Here is a 24,612-nt window from a genome sequence, read left to right on the forward strand (position 1 = left end):
GCGAGCGCGCCTCAATGCGACAGCGCCGCGGCGTGATCGTGCTCGCGCAGCGGGTCGGGAATCGCACATTGCGCGAGCCCGCCGGCATCGATCCACAGGCGCGTGCGTTGCGCCGCCGCGTCGATCAGTTGCGCGCACTTCGAGTAATCGTATGACGACACCTCGAGCGGGCAGAGCGGCGGCACGACATGGATGTGCGCGCGGGCCGCGTACAGCTCCAGATCACGCACCAGTTGCCGCGCGATCACGAGCGTCAGCGCGTGCGTCGCATGCGCGATCGCGCTGCGCGGCGGCACGCGCAACGCACAGGCGAACCCGGCCGGCAGCACGACGATCCGCTTGACGCCGAGCGCGATCGCGACGGAGATCGGCGTATTGTTCGCGACGCCGCCGTCGACCAGTTCCACGCCGCCGATGCGGACCGACGGAAACACGCCGGGAATCGCCGCGCTGGCCTGCACGGCATCCACGACCGGGCCGGCGGACAGCACGACTTCGCGACCGCTCAGCACGTCGGTCGCGACGATGTGCAGCGGCAGCGCGGCCTGCTCGATCCGCCGGTACGGCAGGTTCTTTTCCAGCAGCAGGCGCAGCGCGTCGGCCTCGACCAGATGGGGCCGGTTGCGCAGCAGCATCGCGACGATGCCGCGCATCGAGAACGGCATGATGTCCTGGCGGCGGATGCTGCACCACAGCGCGGCGAGCATCGCGACGCCGTCCCTGTCCGGCCGGCCCGCGAAATAGGCGGCATTGATCGCGCCCGCCGACGCGCCGACGACGCAATCGGGCCGTTCGCCGCTCGCGATCAGCTCACGGAGCATGCCGACCTCGATCGCGCCCAGACTGCCGCCGCCGGCGAACACGAAGGCGGTCGAAGGCGTGGAATCGGAATTCACGGGGCACCCTCCTGCGGTTGGCTGCGACAGCGCTTTCTCCATGATGGATCGTGCGGCGCGTTGGATGTCCTGATGAAAACCCTGCCGGCGTGCTGGCCAGGCCGTTCGGCTGCCGACGTTTCCGGGTCGCCTCCACTCGGAAACTCGCGCGATCGCCACGTACTTTTTGACCTCGATCAACAAAATCGCGCGCTTCGGCGCCCGCAAACGTGTGCCAGGCACGAATCGCGCGGGATGCGTGGAATCACGGGTTCAGCCGCCGCGACGCGCGCCGTTATTGCATCAACACCCGCCGACCGGCATCGCGTCGCGGGCATGGAGCGAGACAGCCGAGCTGTCCCGCCCGCTTATCGACAACGGAACCAGCAGCGCACGTCGCGGACGAGGTAATCATGTTTGTAGCCATCGGATGGATCGTCGTGATCGGGTCGGTGATCGGCAGTTTTGTCGGCGTGGGCGGCCATTTGCCTGCCTTGCTGCAGCCGTTCGAGCTGCTGTGCATTTTCGGCGCCGCGCTGGGCGCGTTCGTCGTCAGCAATCCCGTCACGACGCTGAAGAAGACCATCAAGACCCTGCCGACCTGCTTCAAGGGCGGCGGCTATACGAAACAGCAGTACGTCGAACTGATCGCGCTGCTGTACGAGCTGCTGCACAAGGCGCGCAAGGACGGCATGATGGCGCTCGAGGCCGATGTCGATGCGCCCGAACAAAGCCCGCTGTTCCAGAAGTATTCGCATGTGCTCGCCGACCATCACCTGCTCGACTTCATCGTCGATTACCTGCGGATGATGTCGAGCGGCAACGTGAACGTGCTGGAGATGCAGGACCTGATGGATGAAGAGCTGCATACGCATCATGCGGAGGCGTCGGTCGCGGCCAATGCCATCCAGAAGATGGCCGACGGCCTGCCGGCGTTCGGCATCGTCGCCGCGGTGATGGGTGTCGTGCATACGATGGGCTCGGTCGGCGCGCCGCCCGCCGTGCTCGGCAAGATGATCGCCGGCGCGCTCGTCGGCACCTTCCTCGGCATCCTGCTCTCCTATGGCTTCATCGGTCCGCTCGCGGATCTGCTCAACGCGAAAGGCCGTGCCGCGGCCAAGCCGTTCCAGTGCGTGAAGGCCGTGCTGCTCGCGTCGATGAGCGGCTACGCGCCGTCGGTTGCGGTGGAGTTCGGCCGCAAGGTGCTGTTCACCGCCGATCGCCCGAGCTTCAAGGAGCTCGACGACGCCGTCCGCGCGACCAAGTCGCCCAAGGCGGCATAACGGATACGCGAGGAAACGGAACACGCCATGGCCGACCATCGCTCCAGTTCGTCGAAGCAGCCCGCCTCGGCATCGCGCGTCGTCGTGCGCCGCAAGAAAGGCGGCGACCATGACGCCCACCACGGCGGTGCATGGAAAATCGCGTACGCCGATTTCGTCACGGCGATGATGGCGTTCTTCCTGCTGATGTGGCTGCTCGGCTCCGTCTCGAAGTACGACAAACAAGGGATCGAGGACTACTTCAATACGCCGCTGTCGACGCTCCTGTCCGGCGGGAAAGACGCCCAGGCGCCGCGCCCGAGCGTCGTGCAGGGTGGCGGCCGCGACCTGTCGGACCCCGCGCCGGCCATCGACACGAAAGCGCAACCGGTGCCGGCCAGCTCGCCCGCAGCCGTCGCCGACAACGCCGATACGCAAAAACTCGAGCGCCTGAAGGCAAAGCTGACCGCGGCGATCGCGCGGAGTCCGTCGTTGCGCGCCTACCAGGACCAGATCCGGATCGCGATCACCCACGAGGGCCTGCGCATCGAGATCGTCGATTCGCTCAAGCGGCCGATGTTCGCGTCGGGCAGTTCGCAACCGGAAAGCTATGCGACCGCGATCCTCGCGCAAGTCGGCGCGGCGCTCGACGAGGTCGACAACCGCGTGTCGATTGCCGGCCATACCGATTCGACGCCCTATCCCGGCGGCCCGACCGGCTATTCGAACTGGGAGTTGTCCAGCGATCGCGCGAACGCCGCGCGGCGCGCGCTGGTCGCCGGCGGGTTGCGGGAAGCGAAGCTGCTGCAGGTGCGCGGGCTCGCGGATGTGCTGCCGCTCGACCGGAACGTGTCGGACGAGCCGACCAATCGCCGCATCAGCATCCTCGTCATGAACAATGCCGCCGAGCAGGCGTTCTTTCGCGACGGTGGCCGCACGACCGTCGGCGAGACGCCCGGCATCGTGCCTGCCGTCCGCCCGTGACGCGCGCGCGGCCGCAGCCGGCGACGGTCAACCGATGAGCGCGGCCGTTCAGGCCGTTGACGACACCCTGCCTTGCGGCACGGTGTCGTCTTTTTTTTTGCGTCCTCGATATATTCCGTAGAATATATCGAAACCTTGCCCACCCGGAGAAGCAGCATGGCCCGCACGTCGACGGATCGCACCCCGCCGCGCACCGCCCGGGAACAGACGCTCGCACGCAAGATCAGCGCACTCAAGCCGCTGTCGAGCGACACCCGGGCGCGGCAGGTCACGGATGTCGTCGACGCGTTCCGGCGCCTGCGCGGCAGCATCGTGCGTTTCATCCGGATGCTCTCCGCCGCGCACACCGGCGCGATGCCGGACGAAGCGTTGTCGGCAATGGGCTTTCGTGAACTGCTGGCGACGCTCGAACGCGACGCACGCGCCGCCCGCTTCACGCGCCTGCCCGACCTCGAACGCGCGATCGGCCACGCGCGCGGCCTCGAACGCACGCGCGACGACGTGTTTTCCGATTCGTTCAGCAACGACCCGGTCGCGATGCGCGACGCGGTTGCCGCGCTCGAGCGCGTCGACGTGCTGTTCGTCGGGCTGTGCGTCGAATCCGTGATGGCGCGCCACGCGCCGGCATCGCTCCCCCTTTCGCCCGCGGCGCCGGCCGCGCTACCGCAACCCTGCCGTCCAGTGCTGTCCTGCTGACCATCCCCCGCATCGCCCGATGGTTTCCCCGGAATTGTTCCCGTTATATTCCGTGGTATATTTCGCAAATCTTTCGCGCATCCGTCTCCGGTCCGATCGTGCCGGATAGAGGTCAACATGCACGCTCCGCCCTTTCGCCTGGCCCGCACGGCGGATCTCCCGTCGTCCGGCGGCCTTCCGTCCGCGGCCACCGGCGCGCGGATCGACGCGTGCTGCGCGCCGTCCCGCGCGCAACAGGCCGAGTTGAAGCGCCGCGCGCGCCTGTCCGAACTCGATGCGAACCTGCACTGCTCGATCATCGGCACCTGCCTGACCACGCACGAACTGCGCAAGCTCGTGCCGAAGTTCACCGACCTCGACCGGCAGCGTGCGACCGACCTCGACATCCATCACGCGGCCGTCGCGCTCGCGATCGACGGCACGGCCGGCGCCAAGGCGTTGCACAAGGCGCTCGACGAACGCCATGCGGGCGCGATACGCGCGTTCGACAACGCAAAGGACGCGGACGAACTGCTCACGCGCTGGAAGGAAGCGCTCAAGCGCGGCGACATTCCGCCCGCGTACTGGGCACTGATGACGCATCCGCGCACGACGATGGGCGTGCGCCAGGCCGCATTCGGCGACCTGCACATGCTGTCGCACCTGGTCGGCGCGGCCAATCGTGCCGATATCCGGCGGCTGGTCGCGCTGGAGGAAGAGAACGCGGCATTGCATGCGAAGCTCGAACGGCAGCAGGCACGCCTGCACGAGATGAGCACGCAGCGCGACGCAGCACTGCAGGAACGGGACGCGCTCCACGCCCGCCACCACGCGCGGCCGCTGGCCGCCGAAAGCGCGTTGCGCGACGAAGTGCACGAACTGCGCGAGGCGCTGACCGCGCGCGACGAACGGCTTGCGCTGCACACGAGCCGCCGCGAGGCCGCCGAGGAGCGGATCGCCGCGGAACAGGCGAGCGCCCGCGCGATGCGCGCGCGGCTCGACGACCTGACGGCGATGGTGAAGACGCTGCGCGCGGAGGCGAGCGCGATCGAACAGGCGGTGCAGGCGTCGGCGGCCGACCCGGCCGACCCGGCGACGAATGCGCTGTCGATGCTGCAGGGCAGGCGCGTCGTCTACGTCGGCGGGCGGCCCGGTTCGAACCGGGCGATCCGGCGGATCGTCGAGGCGTCGGGCGGCGAAGTGACGCTGCACGACGGCGGCGTCGAGGATCGCAAGGGCCTGCTGGCCGCCGCGCTGCCGGGCGCGCAGATGGTCGTCTTCCCGGTCGACTGCATCGATCACGATTCGATGAACCTGCTCAAGCGTATCTGCGAACGCCACCACATCGCTTACTACCCGTTGCGGACCGCCAGCGTCGCGAGCTTCGTCGAATTGATCGGACGGCTCGATGCACGGGCACGCGACGTCATCGCGCCGGATGGCGCCGCGAGCGACCCGTCACGCTTCTGCCTGCGGCACGGGTAGGCCAGCGCCGGCACAACGCCCCTGTCAGCGACGCACCATTTTCGTGAGCGCGGCGATGTCGTCCGCGCACGCCGCGGAAGCGCGCGCCTCGATCCCGCGATAAAGGCGGATGATCTCCTCGCCGACCGGCGTCAGCACGCTGCCGCCGCCGCTCTGCCCGCCATGCTCGGACACCGTCGCGGGCGATTTCAGCGAACGGTTCAGTTCGTCCATCAGCAGCCACGCGCGCCGGTACGACATCTTCAGGCTGCGCGCCGCCGCCGAAATCGAACCGTGCTCGCGCACCGCCTCGAGCAGCGCGACCTTGCCCGGGCCGAGCGCAATCGTGTCGGCCTGCTGGATACGCATCCTGAACCGCACCTCAGGCTTGGGGTGTGCCGAAGTCTTCATGTTGTCCGCCGAGTGATCGATGCGGGCAAGCATACACGATGGCCTGCACGGAAAACGCCGCGCCCGGCCCCCGGCAGGCGCGCGACGATGCCGGCGAGCCGCTTCACGCAGCGCGGCGCGGGCAGCCGGTCGGCGCCCGGGAACGGCGACGGCGCGCCGTCGTCGGCCGACAGCGGTCCGGGTGCAAACGGCGCGCCACATGGGCCGTAGACGGCAGCCGATCGCCCCTGCCCGCGGGCACTATGCCAGCACGACGTTCCCGACGGCCTTCCTGATGCGCTTGTAGCTGTCGACCGATTCCGCCTTCTGGTCGGTCACCAGCGTGCCGATCCGGGCGGGCTCGCAGAAGCTGATCCGGCTGTTCGTGCCGAGCTTGCTGAAATCGGCCAGGATCGCCACGTCCGCCGCGTTGCTCACCATCGCGCGCGCCACCTCGGTTTCCATCCGGTCGTAGTTCGTCGCGCCGCGAACGGCATCGACGCCCACCGGCGACAGCAGCGCGAGATCGGCGCGGTAGCGGAAGATCTCGGCGACCGTGCCATCGCCGACCGTCGCGGCCGCGCGGCTGCCGATCATCCCGCCGAGCAGGATCGTTTCGTTCCTGCCTTGCGCTGGGTCGCTCGAGCGCATCTTCAGCGCGACGTCGATCGAGTTCGTGACGATCGTGAGGCCCGACAACTTCGCCAGTTCCTCGGCCAGCAGCGTGGTGGTCGTGCCGGCGTCGATGAACAGCGTCTGCGAGCCCGTGACGAGCCGCGCGGCCGCGCGCGCGATCGCCAGCTTCGCCTTCACGTGCGTCTGCGCGCGCTCGGCGATCGGCGCTTCGTCGCCGACCTGCACCGCGCCGCCGTGCACACGCTTCAGTTCACCGAGCGCCTCGAGGTCGACGAGATCGCGGCGCACGGTTTCGCGCGACACGTTCAGGTCGGCCATGATTCGGTCGGTGGACACGCGCTGCATCTTCGATAACAGAAGCCGGATCCTCTGGTATCGCTCTTCTTGCCACATGAAATGTCCTCGGAAAAGTCTGTCAATCTTATTCGAACGGCCGTCTACCCGGCGCTTTCTTCCATTTTTTTGACGCCGACGAGGGTCTGCAGCGATTGACGGACCACCTGGAATTCGCGGCTCGTCATCTTCGAGAACACCACGTGGATGCGGTCGTCGTCGGGTGTCTCGTCGTCCTGCTCGATGATGAACTGGACGATGCGCGCCTGGTCGATGCCGGGCATCGACTGCAGCGACGTCAGTTTCACGGCGCCTCGGCTCGCGAGGATGCGCACGCCCCAGCGCTGCCGCGCGGCGAAAAAGCGCTTCTCGATCGGCTTCAGCCCGGCCAGGATCGCCAGCACGATCGCCGTCGCGGCGATCGCGGCCACGTACATGCCGCCGCCCACCGCCAGTCCGACCGCCGCGACGACCCACAGGCTCGCCGCGGTCGTCAGCCCGCGGATGATCTCGCCGCGCAACATGATCGACCCTGCGCCGAGAAAACCGATACCGGATACGACCTGCGCGGCGACCCGCGACGGGTCGAGCGACACGTTCTTCGCCTCCTGGATATCCGCGAAGCCGAACGCCGACACGATCATCACCAGCGCGGCGCCCACGGCCACCAGCATGTGCGTGCGCAACCCGGCCGCCCACGACAGGCGCTCGCGCTCGATGCCGACGATGCTGCCGAGCAAGGCCGCCAGCAACAGGCGGGAAACGATTTCCAGCTGACTGATCATTCGAACACTCCTTCCTGACGGATTCACTTGATGACGCACGGACCGCACGGACCTCTGCGCGGCTCGCCCCGGCTTCGCCCGGCCGCCTTCGCGTTCGCCGGGTTGTATTTTTGTGCAATCTTGCGATTTTGTGCGTTCTAATATACGGTACGCAAAACGACAAAGCCAGACCCAGGTTCGTTTGTTTCATCCGATCCACACGATCAATCGTCAGACCAATCAGGTAACACGATCCGAAACACTTGCTTAGGAGACCATCATGATCAAGAAAGCATGGATGCTGGCTGCGACGCTGCTGGCGGCATTTTTAACGGCGCCCGCTCATGCGTCCGAGGGCGATACCTGCAGGAAGGTGACGCTCGGCGATGTGGGCTGGAGCGACATCGCGGCCACCACCGGCGTCGCGATGATGCTCCTGGACGGGCTCGGCTACGAGGCAACCAAGACGATCGCGTCGCCGCCGATCGTGCTGGCCGGCGTGAAGAAGGCGCAGATCGATGCGTTCCTCGGCTACTGGGATCCGAGCATGACGCCGACCGTGAAGCCGTTCGTCGACGCCGGCGCCGTGCACCTGCTGCCGCAACCCAACCTGGTCGGCGCGCGCTACACGCTGGCCGTGCCGCAGTATGCGTCTGACAAGGGCCTCAGGAGCTTCGCCGACATTGCCAGATTCCGCGACCAGCTCGACGGCAAGATCTACGGGATCGGCGCCGGCAACAACGGCAATGCACTGGTCCAGCGGATGATCGACAGGAACGAATTCGGGCTCGGCGGCTTCAAGCTGGTCGAATCGAGCGAGGCCGGGATGCTCGTCCAGGTCACGCGCGCGGTGCAGGAACACCGGATGATCGTGTTCCTGGCGTGGGAGCCGCATCCGATGAACATCAACTACAAGATCGCGTATCTCGACGGCGGCGACACCGTGTTCGGTCCGAACTACGGCTCGGCGAAGGTCTACACGCTCGTCACGCCCGGCTATCTCGAACGCTGCCCGAACGTCGGCCGGCTGCTGACCAACCTGAAATTCACGACCGACGAGGAAAACCAGCTGATGGTGCCGATCATGAATCACGCCGATCCGGTCGCGGTCGCAAAGGAATGGGCGAAGAAGAACCCGGGCGTGCTGTCGAAGTGGCTCGACGGCGTCACGACCATCGACGGGAAAAACGCCAGGGACGCGATCGAGAAGCTCATCGGCGCGTAAATACGCCATACAGGGAAAGGCCCATGCACAAGAATCTCGCGCTGTTCGACCTCGATCACACGCTGCTGCCGCTCGACAGCGACCAGGCCTGGAGCCGCTTCATCACGCGGGTCGGCTGGCAGGAGGACGACGCGCACACGGCGCTGATCGACGAGCACTACGGCCACTATGCGGCCGGCACGCTCGACATGGATGCGTATCTCGCCGTGACGCTCGCGCCGCTCACGCGCTACTCGCGCGCGCAGCTCGAACGGTGGCATGCGCAGTTCATGGACGAGGTGATCCGGCCGGCGATTACACCGGAGGCACGCGCGCTGGTCGACCGGCATCGCGAGAACGGCGATCTCTGCTGCATCGTGACGGCGACCAACGTCTTCGTCACGCGGCCGATCGCGGCCGAGTTCGGGATCGAGCACCTGCTCGGCATCGAGCTCGATACCGACGACGGCACGCCGGCCGGGCGGTTCACCGGGCGCAGCATCGGCGTGCCGAGTTTCCGGGAAGGCAAGATCGTGCGCACGGCGGCATGGCTGAAATCGCTCGGCTACCTGCCGTCCGATTTCGAACGGACCTACTTCTACAGCGATTCGATCAACGACGTGCCGCTGCTCGACTACGTCACGCATCCGGTCGCGACCAATCCCGACTCGAAGCTTTCCCAGGTCGCCGGCAAACGCGGCTGGCCTGTCATGAAGTTGTTCTGATTCGGGCGATATTCTCTGCTGTCCATTTTCATGTCTGGAGGGGAAATGAAATACGGAGCACGCAGCAACCATCCCGATCAATCAGGAATCCGATTCGAATCGGATCGAAATCAAGTCGTCCCGCCTCGCCCCGCGGAAAGCCGTATTCCGCACTGGCGCGGCGTTTTCATGATCGCGCTGCTGTGCGCGCTGGCCGCCTGCGGCGACGGCGACCCGGGCGCGGCGGGCACTGTCGCCGCCGCGCGCGCGTCGGCACCGGGTTCGGCGTCCGCGCCGGTCCTGCACTGCGCAAGCGCGTGCCATTGACCGGCCCCGGCCCCATCCGCCATCCAGGACAAGGAGCGATCATGCAAAACAAACCCACGACACGACGTCAGTTCCTCGCCGATGCGCTGAAGCTCGCCGGCGCCACCGCGGTGACGGGCATGCTGCCCGAAAGCATCCTGCGCGCACAATCGATTCCGGCCGCCACCGTCACCGGCACGATCCAGGACGTCAAGCACGTCGTCATCCTGATGCAGGAAAACCGGTCGTTCGACCACTATCTCGGCACGCTGCGCGGCGCGCGCGGCTTCGGCGATCCGCGGCCGGTCGTGATCTCCAGCGGCTACCCGGTCTGGCGCCAGCCATCGACGCTGTCCTACGTGTTCCCGTTCAACCCGTCGCCGCCCGTTTCCGGCGTCGCGAACGGCGACACGTACTACGGCGACCTCGATCACAGCTGGAGCGGCACGCACAGCGCATGGAACAACGGCCGCTACGACAACTGGGTCGCCGCGAAGACCAGCGGCACGATGTACTACTTCACGCAGAACGACATCCCGTTCTACTACGCGCTGGCCAGCGCGTTCACCGTGTGCGACGCGTACCACTGCTCGATGCTCGGCCCGACCGACCCGAACCGCCTGTATCTGTGGACCGGCTGCTGCGGCAACGTCGCCGGCTATTCGCCGTACACGACGAACACGATGACCGGCACCGGCTGGACCACGATGCCGGAACGCCTGAACACGGCCGGCGTCACGTGGAAGTTCTACCAGGACAAGGGCAACGGCCTCGATGCCGGCCACGGCTACGGCGAATACAACGGGTCGAGCAAGGATCTCTGGTGGAACGGCAACTACGGCGACAACGTCATCCTGAACTTCAAGCAGTACCAGAACCTCGGCGCGAATGATCCACTCGCGCCGGCGCTCGACGGCACGCAGATCGACCCGACCGGCGGCGGCACGGAGTACGACACCCGTCTGTTCAGTCAACTGCGGGCCGACGTCGCGAACGGCACGCTGCCGCAGGTATCGTGGATCGCCGCGCCCTATGCGTATTGCGAACACCCGTCGTGGGCCGCGAGCGGCGGCGAATGGTATGTCAGCAACGTGCTCAACGCGCTGACGTCGAATCCGGCGGTGTGGGCCAGCACCGTGCTGCTCGTGATGTACGACGAGAACGACGGCCTGTTCGACCACGTGCCACCGGCCGTCCCGTCGAGCGCCGCCGCCGGCACCGGCCGGTCGACGGTCTCGACGGCCGCGGAATTCGTCGCCGGCAGCGGCGCCGCATCGGACGGCGCCGCGAGCGGCGATGTCCCGATCGGGCTGGGCCCGCGCGTGCCGATGTTCGTGATCTCGCCGTGGTCGAAAGGCGGCAAGGTCAACTCGCAGGTCTTCGATCACACGTCGGTGATCCGTTTTCTGGAAGCGCGCTTCGGGCTGCAGGAGACCAACATCACGCCGTGGCGCCGCACGGTGTGCGGCGATCTCACGTCGGCGTTCGACTTCGCGAATCCCGACCAGACGATTCCGGCGATTCCGGCGGCGGCCAGCAACATGGACCCGAACGGCTCGACGGTGCTGATTCCGCCGGCCACCACCACGGCGGTTCCGGCGCAAACGGCCGGCCGCAACACCGCGTGCCGGCTGCCGTACGAGTTCTTCGTCCAGGGCCGCGTCAACCGCTCCGGCAAGACGCTCGCGCTAACGATGACCAACACGGGTGCAGCCGGCGTGCACCTGCAGGCATGGGTCGACGGGACGAGCACGACGCCGCGGCAGTACACGATCGGCGCCGGCACCGGCGCGTGCCTCACGGATTCGCTCCCGCTGAATTCGGCGGGCGGCTACGACTATTCGATCTACGGCCCGAACGGGTTCCTGCAGACGTTCCGCGGCACCATCGGCGCAGCGGGGAACGCGGGATCGACCGGCGAAGTGTCGCTCTGCTACGACGTACAGAACGGCAACGTGCAGATCACGCTCGACAATTCGGCCGGTTCGAGCACGACGACGTTCCAGCTCGTCGACAATGCGTACGGGATGAACCGCGCGCAGTCGGTCAGCGTACCGGCCGGTGCGACACAGGCGGTCACGTGGTACGGCGACGCCGGCTGGTACGACGCGAGCATCCGCGACGCGAACGATCCGAACTTCCTGCGCCGTATCGCCGGCTGCGTGCAGACGCAATCCGGCACGTTGCTGACGGATTCGGCGATCGGCAATACGAACGGGAAATTCGTCGCGGCGCTGGCGTCGCAGGGGTCGTCGTACGCCACGCTGCGGTTCGACTACGTCGTGCCGCCGTGGCGCCACAGCCCGAAGAACTGGGTCGGCATCTATCCGCGCGGCGCGCAACCGACCCGGGGCGGCTACAAGTCGTGGGCGTACCTGCCCAAGAGCACCGGCTCGCTGCTGTTCTCGTCGACCGCGAACAGCACGCTTGCATCGGGCCAGTACGATGCGTGGCTGCTGTTCGACGACGGCTATACGCCGCTGGCAGGCCCCATCGCGATCAGCATCTGAGGTCGCGGCCGTTTCGTCGTCGCTTCAACGTTCCGGCCGGCGCGCGTGCATGACGCGCGCCGCGGCAAAAACGGGTGACGCAGGCCGATCCGCGTTGCGCCGGCGATGCAGGTCAGCCTCTCTTCCGGCTTTCGTGGAGCAGTGGACGACGCGATGCTTGACGGCGCCACGACCGTCAAACTGTTTGACGGAAAATGTTGAGTTGTCGAAAACGGTAAACAATCATTCGGTTTCCTGTCGTCTTTCATCCGCCGACGATCGACTGCCGTCGAGAATGGGAGACACGACGCGCGGCGGTCGTCATCGCACCGGCAGCAACGCCGTGACGACGCCGAAATCCAGCATAATCAGGCGGGCACACAGCCGTGTCTGTACCGGTTTCGCATGCAGCGAATGGTGCAGATGCAGAAAACGAAGAACGGGAACGGGCGCGATTCGATGCACATCGGTGCACCGGCGATCGCGCCACCAACGAGACCACACCCTCCGCCGAAGACAGGACACCGACATATGGACCGAGCCGAGCACATCAGCATCGAACCGGCGATCTCGCTTGCCGCCGACGAGCTGGACCAATGCGACTTCTCGTTCGACATCGCATGGGAGCTGAATGCGCCGTATCAGGATTTGCTCGACCTGCGCGCGTTGCCCGCGCGCCGCAAAAACTACGGGTTCGATCCGGCCGGCTGGGCCGATGAAGCGTCGGGCAAGACAGCGCTCTTTCGCGCGACCGCCGGCGGGCGGTTCGCCGGGTTCGTCGCGGTCGCCGAGCGCTGGAACGGCATGGCCGAAATCGCCGAACTGGCCGTCGACCGCGAGCATCGGCGCCTCGGTATCGGGCAATTCCTGCTGGCGGCCGCGGAAGCCTGGGCGCGCCATCACGGGTTCGGCTTCATGCGGCTGGAAACGCAGGCGAACAACGTCGCGGCCTGCTCCACTTATGCGCGCGCGGGCTTTACGCTCGGCGGCCACGACCGCTTCCTGTATGCAGGCGGCGAGAACGCCGGGGAAGTCGCGCTGTTCTGGTACAAGGACCTGCGCGACGGGCAGACCGCACGGAGCCGCACGGTCGATCCCGCATCGGTGCGGCCGGTGCGCTGATGCCCCGCCGCCCGTCACATCATGGCCGGGTTACTTCCGAGTCGCCACGATGAACAGGCGCGGGAACGGCAGCAGCACGGTGCCGTCGTCGAGTACCGGATAACCGTCCGGCCCGGCGATCGCGTCGCGATAACGCGCGAGGAACGCGCGCTGCTCGGCATCGTCGAGCGCGGCAAGGAACGGCCGCAGCGCACTGCCCTTGAACCATTCGACGACCGCGTCCGCACCGCCGCGCAGCGGGTGATAGTAGGTCGTGCGCCACACGTCCACGCGCGAACACAGCGGCGACAGCAGCGCATGGTAGTAGCGCGCATCGAACCGCTCGGTACGCGCCGCCCCTTTCAGCTTGTCGGCCCACGGCCCGGCCGCGGCGACCTCGCGCATCAGCCGGTGCGCGGGCTCGTCGAGGTTGTCCGGCATCTGCACTGCGAGATGGCCGCCCGGCGCGAGCCGGCCGACGAGCATCGGGAACAGCGTGTCGTGCGCGGGCACCCACTGCAGCACCGCGTTCGACAGGATCAGGTCATAGCCGCCCGGATCGTCCCACGTGGCGACATCGGCAAGATCGAACCGCAACGCCGGCAGCCGCTTGCGCGCGGCCGCGATCATGTCCGCCGATGCGTCGATCCCGTGGATCGTCGCGTCCGGCGCGCGTGCCATCAGCGCCTCGGTCGAATTGCCGGGCCCGCAGCCGATGTCGATCGCGGTACGGATCGGCGTCTTCGGCACGGCGGCCAGCAGGTCGCGCACCGGCCGCGTGCGTTCGTCCTCGAACCGCACGTACTGGTTCGCGTATTGATCGAGTGGGGTCGTCACGATGATTCTCCTTGTGGGCGGAGGCGGCATGCGCGCCGGGATCCGGGCAGCCGCCGATCCAGCGCATTCTGCGACCGTATCCGACCTTCAGTAAAATGAATTTAATATCGTTATTGATTCAAAATTCTGATGAAGATCGATACGCTCGGTGTCCAGGCCTTCGTCGCGATCGCCGACGGCGGCAGCTTCCGGCAGGCGGCCGACACGCTGCACGTCACGCAAACGGCGATCACGCAGCGGCTGCGCAAGCTCGAATCCTATCTCGGCGTCGCGCTGGTCGAGCGCACGACGCGCCGCACCACGCTGACCGAGATCGGCCGGCGCTTTCTGCCGCAAGCGCGCCGGCTGCTGAACGAGTTGTCCGACGCGCTGACCGAAATCCGCGAGACGGGCCTGAGCCAGCGCGGCGACGTCACGATCGCGTGCGTGCCGACGGTCGGCGTGCAATACCTGCCGCGCATCCTGCGCGCGTTCTCCGGGCATCGCCCGCACGATCGCGTGAAGATCCTCGACCATGCGTCGGCGTCGGTGCTGCAGGCCGTGCTGCGGCGCGAAGCCGAATTCGGCATCAGCATCGCCGGCGACCAGCATCCCGAACTTGTCAGCGTGCCGCTCACGCACGATCCCTACGTGCTCGTGTGCCGCGACGATCATCCGCTCGCGAGGCGCCGGCGCATCCGCTGGGCGGCGCTGCAGCCGCATCCGCTGATCTTCGCCGGCGAGGTGAGCGGCAATCGCGGGCTGCTCGAAGGCGCGCTGAAGACGAGCGGCGTGTCGCTGCATTCGTTCTACGAAGTGCAGCGCAGTTCGACTGCGCTTGGGCTCGTCGCGGAAGGGCTCGGTGCGGCCGTCGTGCCAAAACTCGCGATCCAGAAGAACGCGTATCCGATGATCCGCACGATCGAGCTCGTCGAGCCGTCGGTGTCGCGCACGCTCGTGCTCGTCACGCGCAAGAGCGCGCAACTGTCACCGGCCGCGCGTGCGCTCTACGACATGATCGTCGAGCGGGCCGCGCCGGGGCGGTAACGCGCGCCATGCGGGCGTTGCCTGTGCCGGCCGGTCGTCCGCGATGTCGGCAGGCGTCAGGAAGTCGCCCGCACCGCCACGCAGCGCTCAAAGCACCTTGACCATGAACACGCGCGCCGCGCCTTCGGGCTCGCAAGGCACTTCGCCGAACGTCTCGTAGCCCTGCTTCCGGTAGAAGTCCGGTGCCTGGAACGATATCGTGTACAGCACCGCACGCGCGCAGCCGCGCCGCTTCGCCTCCGCTTCGGCCTCGCGCAGCAGCCGGCTGCCGAATCCGCCGCCGCGCAGCGATTCGGGCAGGTAGAACAGGTCGATGAAAAAGAGGCCGAGCGACGTGCGGCCCGTCAGGCCGCCCAATATCTCGCCGGTCGCGGGATCGGTCACGTAGACGTCGAGCGCGGCCGAGTCGGCGCGCCCCGTCATCGCATGGTTGAATTCGCCGAGCTTGCGGCTGATGAAATGGCGGGCGGCCGGTTGTTCGGTATCGGTCAGTTGCAGGGTGACGTCGGCAGGGGTAGTCATCGGGCGAACGCGTGCGTGAATGAAGCCGCCGGGTGCGCAGTACCCGCGGCGGGCGTCGCATGACTATAGCGCGCCGCCACACGCTCACGCCACCGAGAACGCCGCCTTTCGGGCGGCCGTGCGGTGCCGCTCGCGCGTCCGCTGCACCCTCGGCGGCCGGCGCACGTCGGGCGCATGCGGCACCGCTGCCGCCGCGCCGCGCAAACGTCAGAACGGCTTGGTCGGCAGGTACTTGCCGTCGAGCGTGATCACCGCACGCGAACCGCCTTCGGGATCGTCGACCTTCTTCACGTCGAGCCGGAAGTTGATCGCGCTGATGATGCCGTCGCCGAACTTCTCGTGGACGAGCGCCTTCAGCGTCGTGCCGTACACCTGCAACATTTCGTAGAAACGGTAGATCGTCGGGTCGGTCGGCACGCGATCGTCGATGCTGCCGCGCAGCGGGATCGTCTGCAGCAGCAGTACCGCATCGTCGTCGAGGCCGAGCTTGTCGGCAACGACGCGCGCCGCATCGGCCGGCAGCGCATGCTGGCCGAGCAGCGCGGCGGTGACGAACGCTTCGCTCAGCCCCGTGCCTTCGGTGAGCTGGGCGAACGACAGGTTCTTACGCGCTTTCGCGAGCACGACGGTTTCCGCAAGCGCGTGGCGGGCAGTCTGGCTGTGTTGGGACTGGATCATGGCAATTCCTCGTGGTGGGGTGGGAGCAATCCGGATTCAGGCCGCGGCGGCAAGCGTCGCGGGAGTCGCGCGGACACCGGGGTGGTCCGCGAGGGACACGAACCGGCCGGCCGCGCCGTCGTAGGCGTCGATACAGCCCGATTCGATGTCGTAGACCCAGCCGTGCAGCGCGAGACGTCCTTCTTCGAGCGCGAGCCGCACGGCGGGGTGCGTCTTCAGGTTGGCGAGTTGCGCGACGACGTTCTCGCGCACCATCGAGTCGATCCGCTCGCGTTCGCTGCGGTGCGGGCGCGCCTCGTTCACGACGCGCGCAGAATCGGCATAGCGCAGCCAGTGGCCGACGGCCGGCATGTGGTCCATGCACTGACAGGTCGCGATCGCGGTCATCGCGCCGCAATCCGAATGACCGCAGATCACGACGTCGGTCACGCGCAGCGCGGCGACCGCATATTCGACCGACGCCGACACGCCGCCCGGCTCGGGGCCGTACGACGGCACGATGTTGCCGGCGTTGCGGATCACGAACAGGTCGCCCGGTTCGCGCTGCGTGACGAGCTCCGGCACGAGCCGGCTGTCCGAGCACGAGATGAACAGCGCACGCGGGTGCTGGCTGCGCGCGAGATCGCGGAACAGCGCGGCGCGTTCCGGATACGCGTCGCGCTGGAACTTCAGGAAGCCTTCGATGATGTCCTTCATCGCGTGTTCTCCGGTGCAGGTGGAATCGATGAAGGGCAGGTTACGCCGCGCTTCCAATAACGTAAAAGACTGATTTATGATCAATCGGATAAGTACGCCTTATAGGAATCGCCATGCTGCTGCGCCATATCAACTACTTCCTGGCCGTCGCCGAGCACCGCAGCTTCACGCGCGCGGCCGCCGCGCTGCACGTGTCGCAGCCCGCGCTGTCGCAGCAGATCCGCCAGCTCGAGGAGACGCTCGGCGCGCAACTGTTCGACCGCACCGGGCGCGTCACGCGGCTGACCGATGCCGGCGACGTGTATTTCCGCTACGCACGGCAGGCGCTGCACGATCTCGCTGAAGGCCGGCGCGCGATTCACGACGTGCAGGATCTCAGCCGCGGTTCGCTGCGGATCGCGGTCACGCCGACCTTCACGAGCTATCTCGTCGGGCCGCTCGTCGAGGCGTTCCACGGCCGCTATCCGGACGTGACGCTGTCGGTGCGCGAGCTGTCGCAGGAGCGTATCGAGACGCTGCTCGTCGACGACGAGCTCGACGTCGGCATCGCATTCGAGGACGTGCAGTCGGCGGATATCGCAGTAGAGGCACTGCTGGTCGAAACGCTCGCGCTCGTCGTGAGCCGTCGGCATGCACTCGCGGGAAAACGCAAGGCCGGCCAGCGCGCGCTGCACGACGCGTCGCTCGTGTTGCTCACCGCGGAGTTCGCGACACGCGTGCAGATCGACCGCTATTTCCGCGAGCACGATGTGCAGCCGCGCGTGCTGATGGAGGCGAATTCGCTGGGTGCGGTGATCGAGATCGTGCGCCGCACGAACCTCGCAACGCTGCTGCCCGCGACGATCGCGACGGGGCATGACGATCTCGTCGCCGTCGCGCTCGATCCGGCCGTCCTGCGGCGCACGGCCGTGCTGCTGCAGCGCAAGGGCGCGTACCGGAGCGCGGCCGCGCGCGCGTTCGTCGAGCTGGCGCTCGCGCTGGGGGCGGGGCCGACCAACCGCACGCGGTAGCATGGCCGCCGCGCGCGGTCGCCGGCGGCCGGCGGGCCGATCGCGTGTGACGCGTCGGGGCGGCGCTACCCGCCGCCGCCGCGACGCCAATCGTGTTCACGGAGGCGCAGTACGATGCACTCGCGCACGAGGGATTTGCGGAGACGCTGTATTTCCGGTTGCGTGACGAATTTCTGCCGCCGATGTCCGCGGTGCCGGACCGCTGGGGCATTCGCTACGTGAAGGATCTGGTCGCGCGAGCGCGGAGCCGGCATGGGCTCGTGAATGAGAACGATCACGCGTATTTCGCGCTGATCGGGATGAACGTGCATCCGGCGTTCGATGCGCATCCGGCGATCGCCGAGAAAATCGCCGCGCGCGGAGCAGCGCCTCCGCCAATGTCGTCAACGCTCGCGGATGTCGATGCGGACGTTTGGGCTGCGTTGCTCGATACGCATCCGCTCGCCGGATATGCCGGCGAGTCGCGGGATGCCGAAGCAGCAGCGGCCGATGCGTCGCCTGACGCGGGTTGAGCGACGGGAGATGAGGATGGTGCACGAATTGACGTATAGGATGCGGCGGGCCGTCGAAGCGGGCGCGGTAGCCGCTGGCGGTTTGCGGACTGCGTTGGCACATGCGGGGAGCGACGGACCGTATCGCATCATCGGGGACAACTTCACCGATCGGAGTATCTATCGTTTCAGGATCGACGGGTTTGGGGCGGGCAATCTGCGCGCGCACCGCAGGATCGACGCTCGATGGGCGGCAGCTCCAACCGATCCGCGTAACCCGAATACAACGAGCAATGCGTCGTCCGCGACGAACTGAATGACAGGAACATCGACATGCTGACTTTGCTTCGCCGCCTCATTCGCAACCCCATCGTCATCGCGGCGCTGCTGTTGAGCGGCGCATGGTGGGTGCATGCACAGACCACAAGCTACGGCCCTTATCGCGTCGTGGGTTTCAACTACACCGAGCGAGGTGTCTACAACTTCGTCGTGGATGGCTTCGGCGCAGGCAGCGTGCACGCCCGCCAATTCGGCGGGGGCGGCGGCACCGTCTGTTGCATGGAGGTGCCGCGCAACAAGAAGACCTGGCACCTCAAGATCACGTACGACCTGACCCCGGAGGAGGACGCCAAGAACCTGTCGCCGGAAATCTACGAGACGGATGTCGCCGTTCCGAAGCTACCGAACAAGCGCGACGGCTATATCGAGTTCCATTTCCTGCCTGAGCGCAGGATCGAAGCGCAGTGGGTCGAATATCCGACGATGCCGCGCATGCGCGCCACCAACTAGTCCAGCGGGGGGAAACATGTCGGACGAAACCATCGCCGCACAAGGCGCCTCAAAAAGCCAGTCCGAATCGGCATCGGCTGCATCGCGGGCCACACGCGCCGCGAGCGTCAGCGCGCAACTTCCGGCCGAGCCGCCCAGCCCGTGTTTTCGTTGCAATCAGGAAATTTATCAGAGCTTCTTCTTCGACGGTTTCGCACAGAGCCTGGCCGACACTGATCGTTTGTCGAATATCGCGCGTCTCTTCAACGCGCACGCTGACAGCAGCGATGAGTTCGGCATCTACAAGATGTATTACGAAGGCATGGGCCGGGACTTGTCGGGGCAAACGGTCGGTGCGATCAAGAAAGTCCTGACCGATTCCGAAGCCGCCTTGCTCAAGGAAGCCGACGCCAAAGTGATCAAGGATCCTGGCAAGAAGATCGCCGCCGACATCGCCCAGCGGTTTCGCGACTCGCCTGCCGACAAAGGATTGTTGTCACGAGGCACATCGTCGGTCCTCGACGGGCTGGAGCATGCGGGAGAGACCGCGAGAAATCAGATCAAGGAATCAGTGACGCCGGGAAAAGTGGCTGGTGCCCTGCTACCCGCCGCCACGACCATCGCGGCAGACTCCATTCCAGTTGTCCGGGACAGTGAATTCGCTGCAGGTTATATGGGTACGGGATTTGATGCACGGGTGAACAAGGCTATTGCGGATTTCAAGAATAACGTCGCACACGCCACCTCAGCCGATCCGCGCGAAATCAAGCGCATTCGTGTGGCGATTTTCGGATATGACCGCGGCGGCGTCATCGGCCGGAAATTCGCAAACGAATTGATTGGAAAGACCTGCAAGCAAAAGGACGGCAAGATCACTTACGCCGGCATCGAGGTCCAGTTCGATTTCATGGGGCTGTTTGATTGCGTATCGACGTCCTATGCGGATTCGATCTTCACGAAAGTCGTCGCGCCTGTACTTGGCGTCGTCCCCGGCGAAGGCAAGGCCGCCAGCATCAGCATCAAGGGGCTGAGTTTCTTCCTCGCCCTGTCCAAGCAGTCGCTCGGGCAATTCGACATCCAGAAGGAATTCAAATCGATTGTCCATCACGTCGCCGCAACGGAGCTGCGCTTCTACAAGAACCTGGATTCACCGCGAAAATCGCCGGACCACGCGAACCTGCTGGAGATCGTCTATCCAGGCAGTCAGTCGGACGTCGGAGGTGGCTTCCTGGACGGCGAGGATCAAAAATCCTCCGAGCTGGCACGTGTCTCCGCAAGAAACATGCTCGATCGTGCATGGTCCGCGGGTGTGCCGCTGCTGCCACTTGCCAAGCTGCGCACGATATCCCCATTGGCGGCACGCGAATTCGAGTATCGCAAGACTGTCAATGTCAACGGCAAGGATCTCAACGTCAACGATCTGTTCGGTGCGTACACCGCGATGCTGCCGAAAACAAACGGTCCGCTCGAGAAACACTTCCTCGAACATCAGAAGCTGTTCGTGTCGTGGGCACGCTCTGTTCACGATCGCACGGGCCACTCCAGCAGCGGCAGCAATCTTTTCATCAACACCATCGATGCCGACGTCTACAACGCTATCTTCACGAGTGGCGGCGGCTTGCCGGACTACGAAGGTCGGGACTGGTACTACAAGGGCCAGGATCCGAATTCCAAGGTTCCGCAGTCGACCTTCGGCGAACGCCGGACGGTCGACGACATCTCGGACAAAATGGTGCGCGCACTGGCCACCGCATGGGTACATCCGCCAAAGCTGACGCCGGAAGTGATCGCGTTCTTCGACAACTTCGTGCATAACACGATTACGCGGCTCAACAACGTGTCGCTTGGCGACGGCGTATTCATGCAACTTCGCGAAATCGAAGAGAAGGGCTGGATGGCGCGCCAGACCGACGCCGCCAAAGACTACATCAAGAAAGTCCTCGGCAACATCTCCAAGAACATCAAGGACGCCCAGAACGAATACGTCCGGCAAGTCACGTCCGGCCAGATTCCTCACGGCGCTTCGATCGGCGATCTCTCCGGCGACTGAGCGGCTCAGGCCGCACCAACCGCCAAATCCCCCCGGCGCATAGGCAGCCGGAGGGCTCATACGCTCAACCCCGCGTCAGTTGTACCCGAGAATCGCCACCGCCGCGACCTCCGGCCGATCGAGCGTATTCCCGACGAGCGACGTCATCGGTTCCTGCAGCACGGCCTGATACGACGTCACGCGCGCCGCTTCCGGCACACCGACATCGTCCGATGCCGGCTCGTCGAACGCTGCATCGAAACCGCTGTAAAACCCCGCTTGATTCTGCCAAAAAGTCATCTCCACTCCTTTCCTTGATTGTGTTCTTGATCGGCTAACCGACGCGCTTCAACGCCGTCACCTGCACGGGCGCACCGTCATGCGCAGCTTCCGACCGTGCAAGCTGCGCGCGTGTGCGCCGCGTGATGTGGATCACCGCGAACACGACCGGTGCGATCAGCAGGCCTTCCGCCAGCTCCGGATCGACCGGCAGGTTCATCACGTGCAGCGCCTTGAACGCCGCCGTCGCGAGCGACAGCACGTAGTACGAAATAGCCGCCACCGACAGACCTTCGACCGCATGCTGCAGATGAAGCTGGTTGCGCGCGGTGCGCTCCATCCCGGCCAGCAGGCGTGTCACGTCCTTTTCCTGCGCGAGGTTCACGCGCGTGCGCAGCAGGTCGACCGCGCGGGCGATCCGCGCGGCGATCTGCTCGTGGCGCGCCCATACGCTGCGGCACGTTTCCATCGCCGGCGCGAAGCGCCGCTCCATGAATTCGGCGATCGTCGGCATCCCTTCGATCCGCTCTTCGCGCAGTTCCTGAATGCGCGCCAGCACGAGCTTTTCGTACGCGCGCGACGCACTGAAGCGTGCGCCGGCCCCCGCCAGCGACTCGACCCGCACCGCGAGATGCGTGAGCTTGACGAGCAGCGCCGTGTCGTCGCCGTCGGCGCCGCTCGCGTCCATCCGCTGCATCAACGCATGCAGCGCCGCGTGGATCTCGTCGAGCTCGCGGCTCATCCGGCGCGCGACAGGCAACGCGAGCAAGGCCATCATCCGGTACGTTTCGATTTCATACAGGCGCTGCAGCAGGCGGCCGCCCTGCTCCTCGCGGAAATCCTCGTCGATGACGAGAAAACGCATGAAACCGTCGTCGCGCACGTGCCAGTCGCAGAACACCTTGCCGCCGCCGAGCACATTGCTGCCGACGAGCGCGGGCCCGTCGATCCAGCGCCGCAGGTCGCCGCACACGCGGCGCGCGGCGTCGCCCGACAGCAGTTCCATCCTCACCGCGACGAAACGGATGCCGGCCAGCCGCGCGAACCACGCGGCCGGAATGCCTTCGATCGCGAGATCGTCGAAGTAGCCGGTGTCGCGACGCGGCGCGACGAACGTGAAAGTCGAGAATTCGGTGTGACGCTCCCACTTCAGGTGCCAGCCGCACGGCGACTGCACCGCGTGGTGCGTCGCGCCTTCGTGCGGCGCGGCAATGCCGGTGTCGCGGCACAGCGCGTGCAGCAGCGTTTCGTGGATATCGGGCTGGCCGTCCGCGTAGATCGCGTAGTGCGTGAGCGACACGGCTTCGGCGAGCCGCAGGAACGGCCTGGCATGCAATTCGGCGGCCAGCGCGGCGCGCAACGGATGGTCGATCATCGATACACCACGCTTCCTCGTTCAGTGCTGCACACCGGGTCGACCGGCCTGAATGCCGCGCCGCCCGTGGGCAGGACGCCAGCGTGATCGCACTATGGCAGACACACATCAACAATAAAAACGCATAATGTTGATCGTTACGTTCAGTTTTCCTGATACCGATGAAGATGCTCGATCACGACGTGCTGGCCACCGTCGTCGCCGTCGCGGAGACCGGCAACATGACCCGCGCGGCCGAGGCCGTGAACCGCTCGCAGTCTGCCGTGAGCATGCAGATCAAGAGCCTGGAGGACGCGATCGGCCGGCCGCTGTTCGTGCGCAAGCCGCGCAGCATCGTGCTGACGCGCGAGGGCGAGGTGCTGCTGGGATTCGCCAGACGAATGCTGGCGCTGCGCGACGAGGCGTGGGCGGCCGTGGTGCGCCCGGAAGTGACCGGCAAGGTCGTGATCGGCGTGCCGGACGACTACGCGTCGTCGCTGCTGCCGTCGGTCCTGAAGAAATTTTCGGCGACCTACCCGAAGGTCGAGATCCAGGTGATGGGGCTGCCGAGCAGTGCGCTCGCGCCGCTGATCAAGGAAGGCACCGTGGATCTCGTGTGCGGCACGCGCATCAAGGGGCTGACCGGCGACTTCATCCGCCACGAGCCGATGGCGTGGGCCGCGATGACGAACGGGCCGCGCGTATGGGAAGAACGGCCGTTGCCGATCGCGGTGTTCATGCCGGGCAGCGTCGCGCGCGAGAACGCGATCCGCAGCCTCGAACGCGCGAAGGTGCCGTACCGCACGTCGTATGAAAGCCCGAGCCTGCTCGGGCTGCTCAGCATGGTCGAGGCCGGCCTCGCGGTCGCGCCGCTCGCGCGCTGCGCGATTCCCGCGCAACTGTCGATGCTCGGCCGCTCGCACGGCTTGCCGGACCTGCCGCCGCTCGAACTGATCCTCGCGCGCAGCACGAAATCGAAGCGGCCGCCGTGCGACTTTCTCGCGGAACAACTGATGGAAGACCTGCAGCGCCAGACCGGGCAGACCGGCGACGCGTGATCAGCGCGTCGCGCCGAACCCTGCCGCGCCCAGCGCCGCGTTGACATGCGCGGCGACCGCATCGACGAGCGCTTCGAGCGTGTCGCCGCACACGTACCGGTGTTCCGGCGCCACGTGCTCGGAGCGCCGCCCGCCCCACTGCGCGCCCGATGCGACCGACAGCGTCGCACCGAACCGATGGCCGTGACGACGCCCGAAGACGCTCACGCGCTGCCCGGCCACATACGCCTGCTCAGGCAGATAAAGCCGGATCTCGACCGCCACCTGTGCGGGATCGTTGACGCGCGCGGCCGGGCTGACCGTCGCGCCGAATACCTTGCCGATCCGCCAGATCACGCAGGTCTCCCACGCCGCGAGCGGGCCGCCGATCGCGTCGACCCGTTCGGTGTCGACCGACCACTGATGCCGGGGCGGTAGGACGATCGCTTGATGCAGCAGCACTTCGGCCACGCGTACCGTCGTCAGCAGCTGACGCGCGAGTTGCTGCCCTGACGGCAGCGATGCCGTCCGCGCGCGGCGGCTTGCCGGCCGCGCGACACGCACTTCTTCCGGGATGTACATGGTCACTCCGTATTCAGGGGGTAGCGCCGCGCACGACGCGGCGCGCGAACCTCCGGCGCCGCCGGCCGATGGACAGCCATGGCGACCGGCGATCCGGCGGCGGAGCAAACGAACCG

26 protein-coding genes are annotated in these 24,612 nt (G+C 66.4%); 15 read left to right on the forward strand and 11 right to left on the reverse strand.

Annotation, left to right across the window (positions count from 1 at the left end; genetic code table 11):
- Positions 1-11 precede the first annotated feature (11 nt).
- Positions 12-938: a patatin-like phospholipase family protein gene (locus AC0KUR_RS04270; RefSeq protein WP_473375423.1), complete on the reverse strand. Its 927-nt coding sequence runs from the start codon at positions 936-938 to the stop codon at positions 12-14.
- 350 nt (positions 939-1,288) lie between these two features.
- On the opposite strand from AC0KUR_RS04270, the gene motA reads away from it, so the two are divergent.
- From motA to AC0KUR_RS04290, 4 genes are all read left to right on the forward strand, one after another.
- Positions 1,289-2,158: a flagellar motor stator protein MotA gene (motA, locus tag AC0KUR_RS04275; protein WP_034188508.1), complete on the forward strand. Its 870-nt coding sequence runs from the start codon at positions 1,289-1,291 to the stop codon at positions 2,156-2,158.
- Positions 2,159-2,185: 27 nt separating this feature from the next.
- On the forward strand, positions 2,186-3,121 hold the full coding sequence (motB, locus tag AC0KUR_RS04280; RefSeq protein WP_034188509.1) for a flagellar motor protein MotB: 936 nt from the start codon (positions 2,186-2,188) through the stop codon (positions 3,119-3,121).
- 156 nt (positions 3,122-3,277) lie between these two features.
- Positions 3,278-3,817, forward strand: a complete 540-nt coding sequence (locus AC0KUR_RS04285) for a hypothetical protein (RefSeq protein ID WP_473375424.1) — start codon at positions 3,278-3,280, stop codon at positions 3,815-3,817.
- A gap of 117 nt (positions 3,818-3,934) precedes the next feature.
- Positions 3,935-5,281, forward strand: a complete 1,347-nt coding sequence (locus AC0KUR_RS04290; protein WP_473375425.1) for a DUF2325 domain-containing protein — start codon at positions 3,935-3,937, stop codon at positions 5,279-5,281.
- 24 nt (positions 5,282-5,305) lie between these two features.
- Here AC0KUR_RS04290 and AC0KUR_RS04295 read toward each other — a convergent pair whose 3' ends face one another.
- The 3 genes from AC0KUR_RS04295 to AC0KUR_RS04305 form a co-directional block, all read right to left on the reverse strand.
- Entirely contained in the window at positions 5,306-5,629 is a 324-nt protein-coding gene (locus AC0KUR_RS04295) for a winged helix-turn-helix domain-containing protein (protein ID WP_473375470.1), read from the reverse strand.
- Positions 5,630-5,911: 282 nt separating this feature from the next.
- Complete coding sequence (locus tag AC0KUR_RS04300) at positions 5,912-6,679, reverse strand: DeoR/GlpR family DNA-binding transcription regulator (RefSeq protein WP_034188512.1); 768 nt, start codon at positions 6,677-6,679, stop codon at positions 5,912-5,914.
- A 44-nt stretch (positions 6,680-6,723) separates the two neighbouring features.
- Entirely contained in the window at positions 6,724-7,404 is a 681-nt protein-coding gene (locus AC0KUR_RS04305; RefSeq protein ID WP_034188513.1) for an MgtC/SapB family protein, read from the reverse strand.
- 259 nt (positions 7,405-7,663) lie between these two features.
- Here AC0KUR_RS04305 and AC0KUR_RS04310 point away from each other — a divergent pair, with 259 nt between their 5' ends.
- From AC0KUR_RS04310 to AC0KUR_RS04330, 5 genes are all read left to right on the forward strand, one after another.
- On the forward strand, positions 7,664-8,608 hold the full coding sequence (locus AC0KUR_RS04310) for a choline ABC transporter substrate-binding protein (RefSeq protein WP_034188514.1): 945 nt from the start codon (positions 7,664-7,666) through the stop codon (positions 8,606-8,608).
- 23 nt (positions 8,609-8,631) lie between these two features.
- The gene (locus tag AC0KUR_RS04315) at positions 8,632-9,312 is read left to right on the forward strand and encodes an HAD family hydrolase (RefSeq protein WP_034188515.1); all 681 of its coding nucleotides are present in this window, start codon (positions 8,632-8,634) and stop codon (positions 9,310-9,312) included.
- A 168-nt stretch (positions 9,313-9,480) separates the two neighbouring features.
- Positions 9,481-9,618 (forward strand): hypothetical protein, encoded by a 138-nt coding sequence (locus tag AC0KUR_RS04320; RefSeq protein ID WP_226103870.1) that lies wholly within the window; start codon positions 9,481-9,483, stop codon positions 9,616-9,618.
- 41 nt (positions 9,619-9,659) lie between these two features.
- Positions 9,660-12,107, forward strand: a complete 2,448-nt coding sequence (locus AC0KUR_RS04325; RefSeq protein ID WP_473375426.1) for a phosphocholine-specific phospholipase C — start codon at positions 9,660-9,662, stop codon at positions 12,105-12,107.
- A 510-nt stretch (positions 12,108-12,617) separates the two neighbouring features.
- Positions 12,618-13,208 (forward strand): GNAT family N-acetyltransferase, encoded by a 591-nt coding sequence (locus AC0KUR_RS04330; protein WP_124670154.1) that lies wholly within the window; start codon positions 12,618-12,620, stop codon positions 13,206-13,208.
- 30 nt (positions 13,209-13,238) lie between these two features.
- On the opposite strand, the gene tam is transcribed toward AC0KUR_RS04330, so the two are convergent.
- A complete protein-coding gene (gene tam / locus AC0KUR_RS04335; protein ID WP_175027056.1) occupies positions 13,239-14,024 on the reverse strand; it encodes a trans-aconitate 2-methyltransferase in 786 nt (261 codons plus the stop codon).
- A gap of 129 nt (positions 14,025-14,153) precedes the next feature.
- On the opposite strand from tam, the gene AC0KUR_RS04340 reads away from it, so the two are divergent.
- Positions 14,154-15,050: a LysR family transcriptional regulator gene (locus tag AC0KUR_RS04340; RefSeq protein ID WP_034188520.1), complete on the forward strand. Its 897-nt coding sequence runs from the start codon at positions 14,154-14,156 to the stop codon at positions 15,048-15,050.
- 87 nt (positions 15,051-15,137) lie between these two features.
- Here the strand turns inward: AC0KUR_RS04340 and AC0KUR_RS04345 are convergent, their stop codons facing one another.
- From AC0KUR_RS04345 to AC0KUR_RS04355, 3 genes are all read right to left on the reverse strand, one after another.
- Positions 15,138-15,572, reverse strand: coding sequence for a GNAT family N-acetyltransferase (locus tag AC0KUR_RS04345; protein WP_034188521.1), 435 nt, complete (start codon positions 15,570-15,572; stop codon positions 15,138-15,140).
- A gap of 207 nt (positions 15,573-15,779) precedes the next feature.
- Positions 15,780-16,250 (reverse strand): cyanase, encoded by a 471-nt coding sequence (gene cynS / locus AC0KUR_RS04350; protein WP_047901820.1) that lies wholly within the window; start codon positions 16,248-16,250, stop codon positions 15,780-15,782.
- A gap of 36 nt (positions 16,251-16,286) precedes the next feature.
- Positions 16,287-16,946, reverse strand: a complete 660-nt coding sequence (locus AC0KUR_RS04355) for a carbonic anhydrase (protein ID WP_034188523.1) — start codon at positions 16,944-16,946, stop codon at positions 16,287-16,289.
- Between the two features lie 113 nt (positions 16,947-17,059).
- Here AC0KUR_RS04355 and cynR point away from each other — a divergent pair, with 113 nt between their 5' ends.
- The 4 genes from cynR (at position 17,060) to AC0KUR_RS04375 (ending at position 21,265) form a co-directional block, all read left to right on the forward strand.
- Entirely contained in the window at positions 17,060-17,956 is an 897-nt protein-coding gene (cynR, locus tag AC0KUR_RS04360; protein ID WP_200087237.1) for a transcriptional regulator CynR, read from the forward strand.
- Positions 17,957-18,048: 92 nt separating this feature from the next.
- Complete coding sequence (locus AC0KUR_RS04365; RefSeq protein WP_473375427.1) at positions 18,049-18,468, forward strand: hypothetical protein; 420 nt, start codon at positions 18,049-18,051, stop codon at positions 18,466-18,468.
- Positions 18,469-18,780: 312 nt separating this feature from the next.
- Entirely contained in the window at positions 18,781-19,236 is a 456-nt protein-coding gene (locus tag AC0KUR_RS04370; RefSeq protein WP_059560106.1) for a DUF3304 domain-containing protein, read from the forward strand.
- Positions 19,237-19,252: 16 nt separating this feature from the next.
- A complete protein-coding gene (locus AC0KUR_RS04375) occupies positions 19,253-21,265 on the forward strand; it encodes a DUF2235 domain-containing protein (RefSeq protein ID WP_473375428.1) in 2,013 nt (670 codons plus the stop codon).
- Positions 21,266-21,340: 75 nt separating this feature from the next.
- Here the strand turns inward: AC0KUR_RS04375 and AC0KUR_RS04380 are convergent, their stop codons facing one another.
- On the reverse strand, positions 21,341-21,544 hold the full coding sequence (locus tag AC0KUR_RS04380) for a hypothetical protein (protein WP_069704407.1): 204 nt from the start codon (positions 21,542-21,544) through the stop codon (positions 21,341-21,343).
- A 34-nt stretch (positions 21,545-21,578) separates the two neighbouring features.
- On the reverse strand, positions 21,579-22,898 hold the full coding sequence (locus tag AC0KUR_RS04385; protein ID WP_034188526.1) for a DUF3422 family protein: 1,320 nt from the start codon (positions 22,896-22,898) through the stop codon (positions 21,579-21,581).
- 161 nt (positions 22,899-23,059) lie between these two features.
- On the opposite strand from AC0KUR_RS04385, the gene AC0KUR_RS04390 reads away from it, so the two are divergent.
- Complete coding sequence (locus AC0KUR_RS04390) at positions 23,060-23,935, forward strand: LysR family transcriptional regulator (RefSeq protein WP_027782171.1); 876 nt, start codon at positions 23,060-23,062, stop codon at positions 23,933-23,935.
- Here the strand turns inward: AC0KUR_RS04390 and AC0KUR_RS04395 are convergent, their stop codons facing one another.
- A complete protein-coding gene (locus AC0KUR_RS04395; RefSeq protein WP_473375429.1) occupies positions 23,936-24,496 on the reverse strand; it encodes a hypothetical protein in 561 nt (186 codons plus the stop codon).
- Between the last annotated feature and the right edge of the window lie 116 nt (positions 24,497-24,612).

This window comes from Burkholderia sp. YHN3-13 (assembly GCF_055810675.1).

Excerpts from the sequence above, each read along its gene's own strand:
- AC0KUR_RS04270 (WP_473375423.1), bottom strand. The coding sequence starts at position 938 with ATGGAGAAAGCGCTGTCGCAGCCAACCGCAGGAGGGTGCCCCGTGAAT.
- motA (WP_034188508.1), top strand. The coding sequence starts at position 1,289 with ATGTTTGTAGCCATCGGATGGATCGTCGTGATCGGGTCGGTGATCGGC.
- motB (WP_034188509.1), top strand. The coding sequence starts at position 2,186 with ATGGCCGACCATCGCTCCAGTTCGTCGAAGCAGCCCGCCTCGGCATCG.
- AC0KUR_RS04285 (WP_473375424.1), top strand. The coding sequence starts at position 3,278 with ATGGCCCGCACGTCGACGGATCGCACCCCGCCGCGCACCGCCCGGGAA.
- AC0KUR_RS04290 (WP_473375425.1), top strand. The coding sequence starts at position 3,935 with ATGCACGCTCCGCCCTTTCGCCTGGCCCGCACGGCGGATCTCCCGTCG.
- AC0KUR_RS04295 (WP_473375470.1), bottom strand. The coding sequence starts at position 5,629 with ATGCGTATCCAGCAGGCCGACACGATTGCGCTCGGCCCGGGCAAGGTC.
- AC0KUR_RS04300 (WP_034188512.1), bottom strand. The coding sequence starts at position 6,679 with ATGTGGCAAGAAGAGCGATACCAGAGGATCCGGCTTCTGTTATCGAAG.
- AC0KUR_RS04305 (WP_034188513.1), bottom strand. The coding sequence starts at position 7,404 with ATGATCAGTCAGCTGGAAATCGTTTCCCGCCTGTTGCTGGCGGCCTTG.
- AC0KUR_RS04310 (WP_034188514.1), top strand. The coding sequence starts at position 7,664 with ATGATCAAGAAAGCATGGATGCTGGCTGCGACGCTGCTGGCGGCATTT.
- AC0KUR_RS04315 (WP_034188515.1), top strand. The coding sequence starts at position 8,632 with ATGCACAAGAATCTCGCGCTGTTCGACCTCGATCACACGCTGCTGCCG.
- AC0KUR_RS04320 (WP_226103870.1), top strand. The coding sequence starts at position 9,481 with ATGATCGCGCTGCTGTGCGCGCTGGCCGCCTGCGGCGACGGCGACCCG.
- AC0KUR_RS04325 (WP_473375426.1), top strand. The coding sequence starts at position 9,660 with ATGCAAAACAAACCCACGACACGACGTCAGTTCCTCGCCGATGCGCTG.
- AC0KUR_RS04330 (WP_124670154.1), top strand. The coding sequence starts at position 12,618 with ATGGACCGAGCCGAGCACATCAGCATCGAACCGGCGATCTCGCTTGCC.
- AC0KUR_RS04340 (WP_034188520.1), top strand. The coding sequence starts at position 14,154 with ATGAAGATCGATACGCTCGGTGTCCAGGCCTTCGTCGCGATCGCCGAC.
- AC0KUR_RS04345 (WP_034188521.1), bottom strand. The coding sequence starts at position 15,572 with ATGACTACCCCTGCCGACGTCACCCTGCAACTGACCGATACCGAACAA.
- cynS (WP_047901820.1), bottom strand. The coding sequence starts at position 16,250 with ATGATCCAGTCCCAACACAGCCAGACTGCCCGCCACGCGCTTGCGGAA.
- AC0KUR_RS04355 (WP_034188523.1), bottom strand. The coding sequence starts at position 16,946 with ATGAAGGACATCATCGAAGGCTTCCTGAAGTTCCAGCGCGACGCGTAT.
- cynR (WP_200087237.1), top strand. The coding sequence starts at position 17,060 with ATGCTGCTGCGCCATATCAACTACTTCCTGGCCGTCGCCGAGCACCGC.
- AC0KUR_RS04370 (WP_059560106.1), top strand. The coding sequence starts at position 18,781 with ATGCTGACTTTGCTTCGCCGCCTCATTCGCAACCCCATCGTCATCGCG.
- AC0KUR_RS04375 (WP_473375428.1), top strand. The coding sequence starts at position 19,253 with ATGTCGGACGAAACCATCGCCGCACAAGGCGCCTCAAAAAGCCAGTCC.
- AC0KUR_RS04380 (WP_069704407.1), bottom strand. The coding sequence starts at position 21,544 with ATGACTTTTTGGCAGAATCAAGCGGGGTTTTACAGCGGTTTCGATGCA.
- AC0KUR_RS04385 (WP_034188526.1), bottom strand. The coding sequence starts at position 22,898 with ATGATCGACCATCCGTTGCGCGCCGCGCTGGCCGCCGAATTGCATGCC.
- AC0KUR_RS04390 (WP_027782171.1), top strand. The coding sequence starts at position 23,060 with ATGAAGATGCTCGATCACGACGTGCTGGCCACCGTCGTCGCCGTCGCG.
- AC0KUR_RS04395 (WP_473375429.1), bottom strand. The coding sequence starts at position 24,496 with ATGTACATCCCGGAAGAAGTGCGTGTCGCGCGGCCGGCAAGCCGCCGC.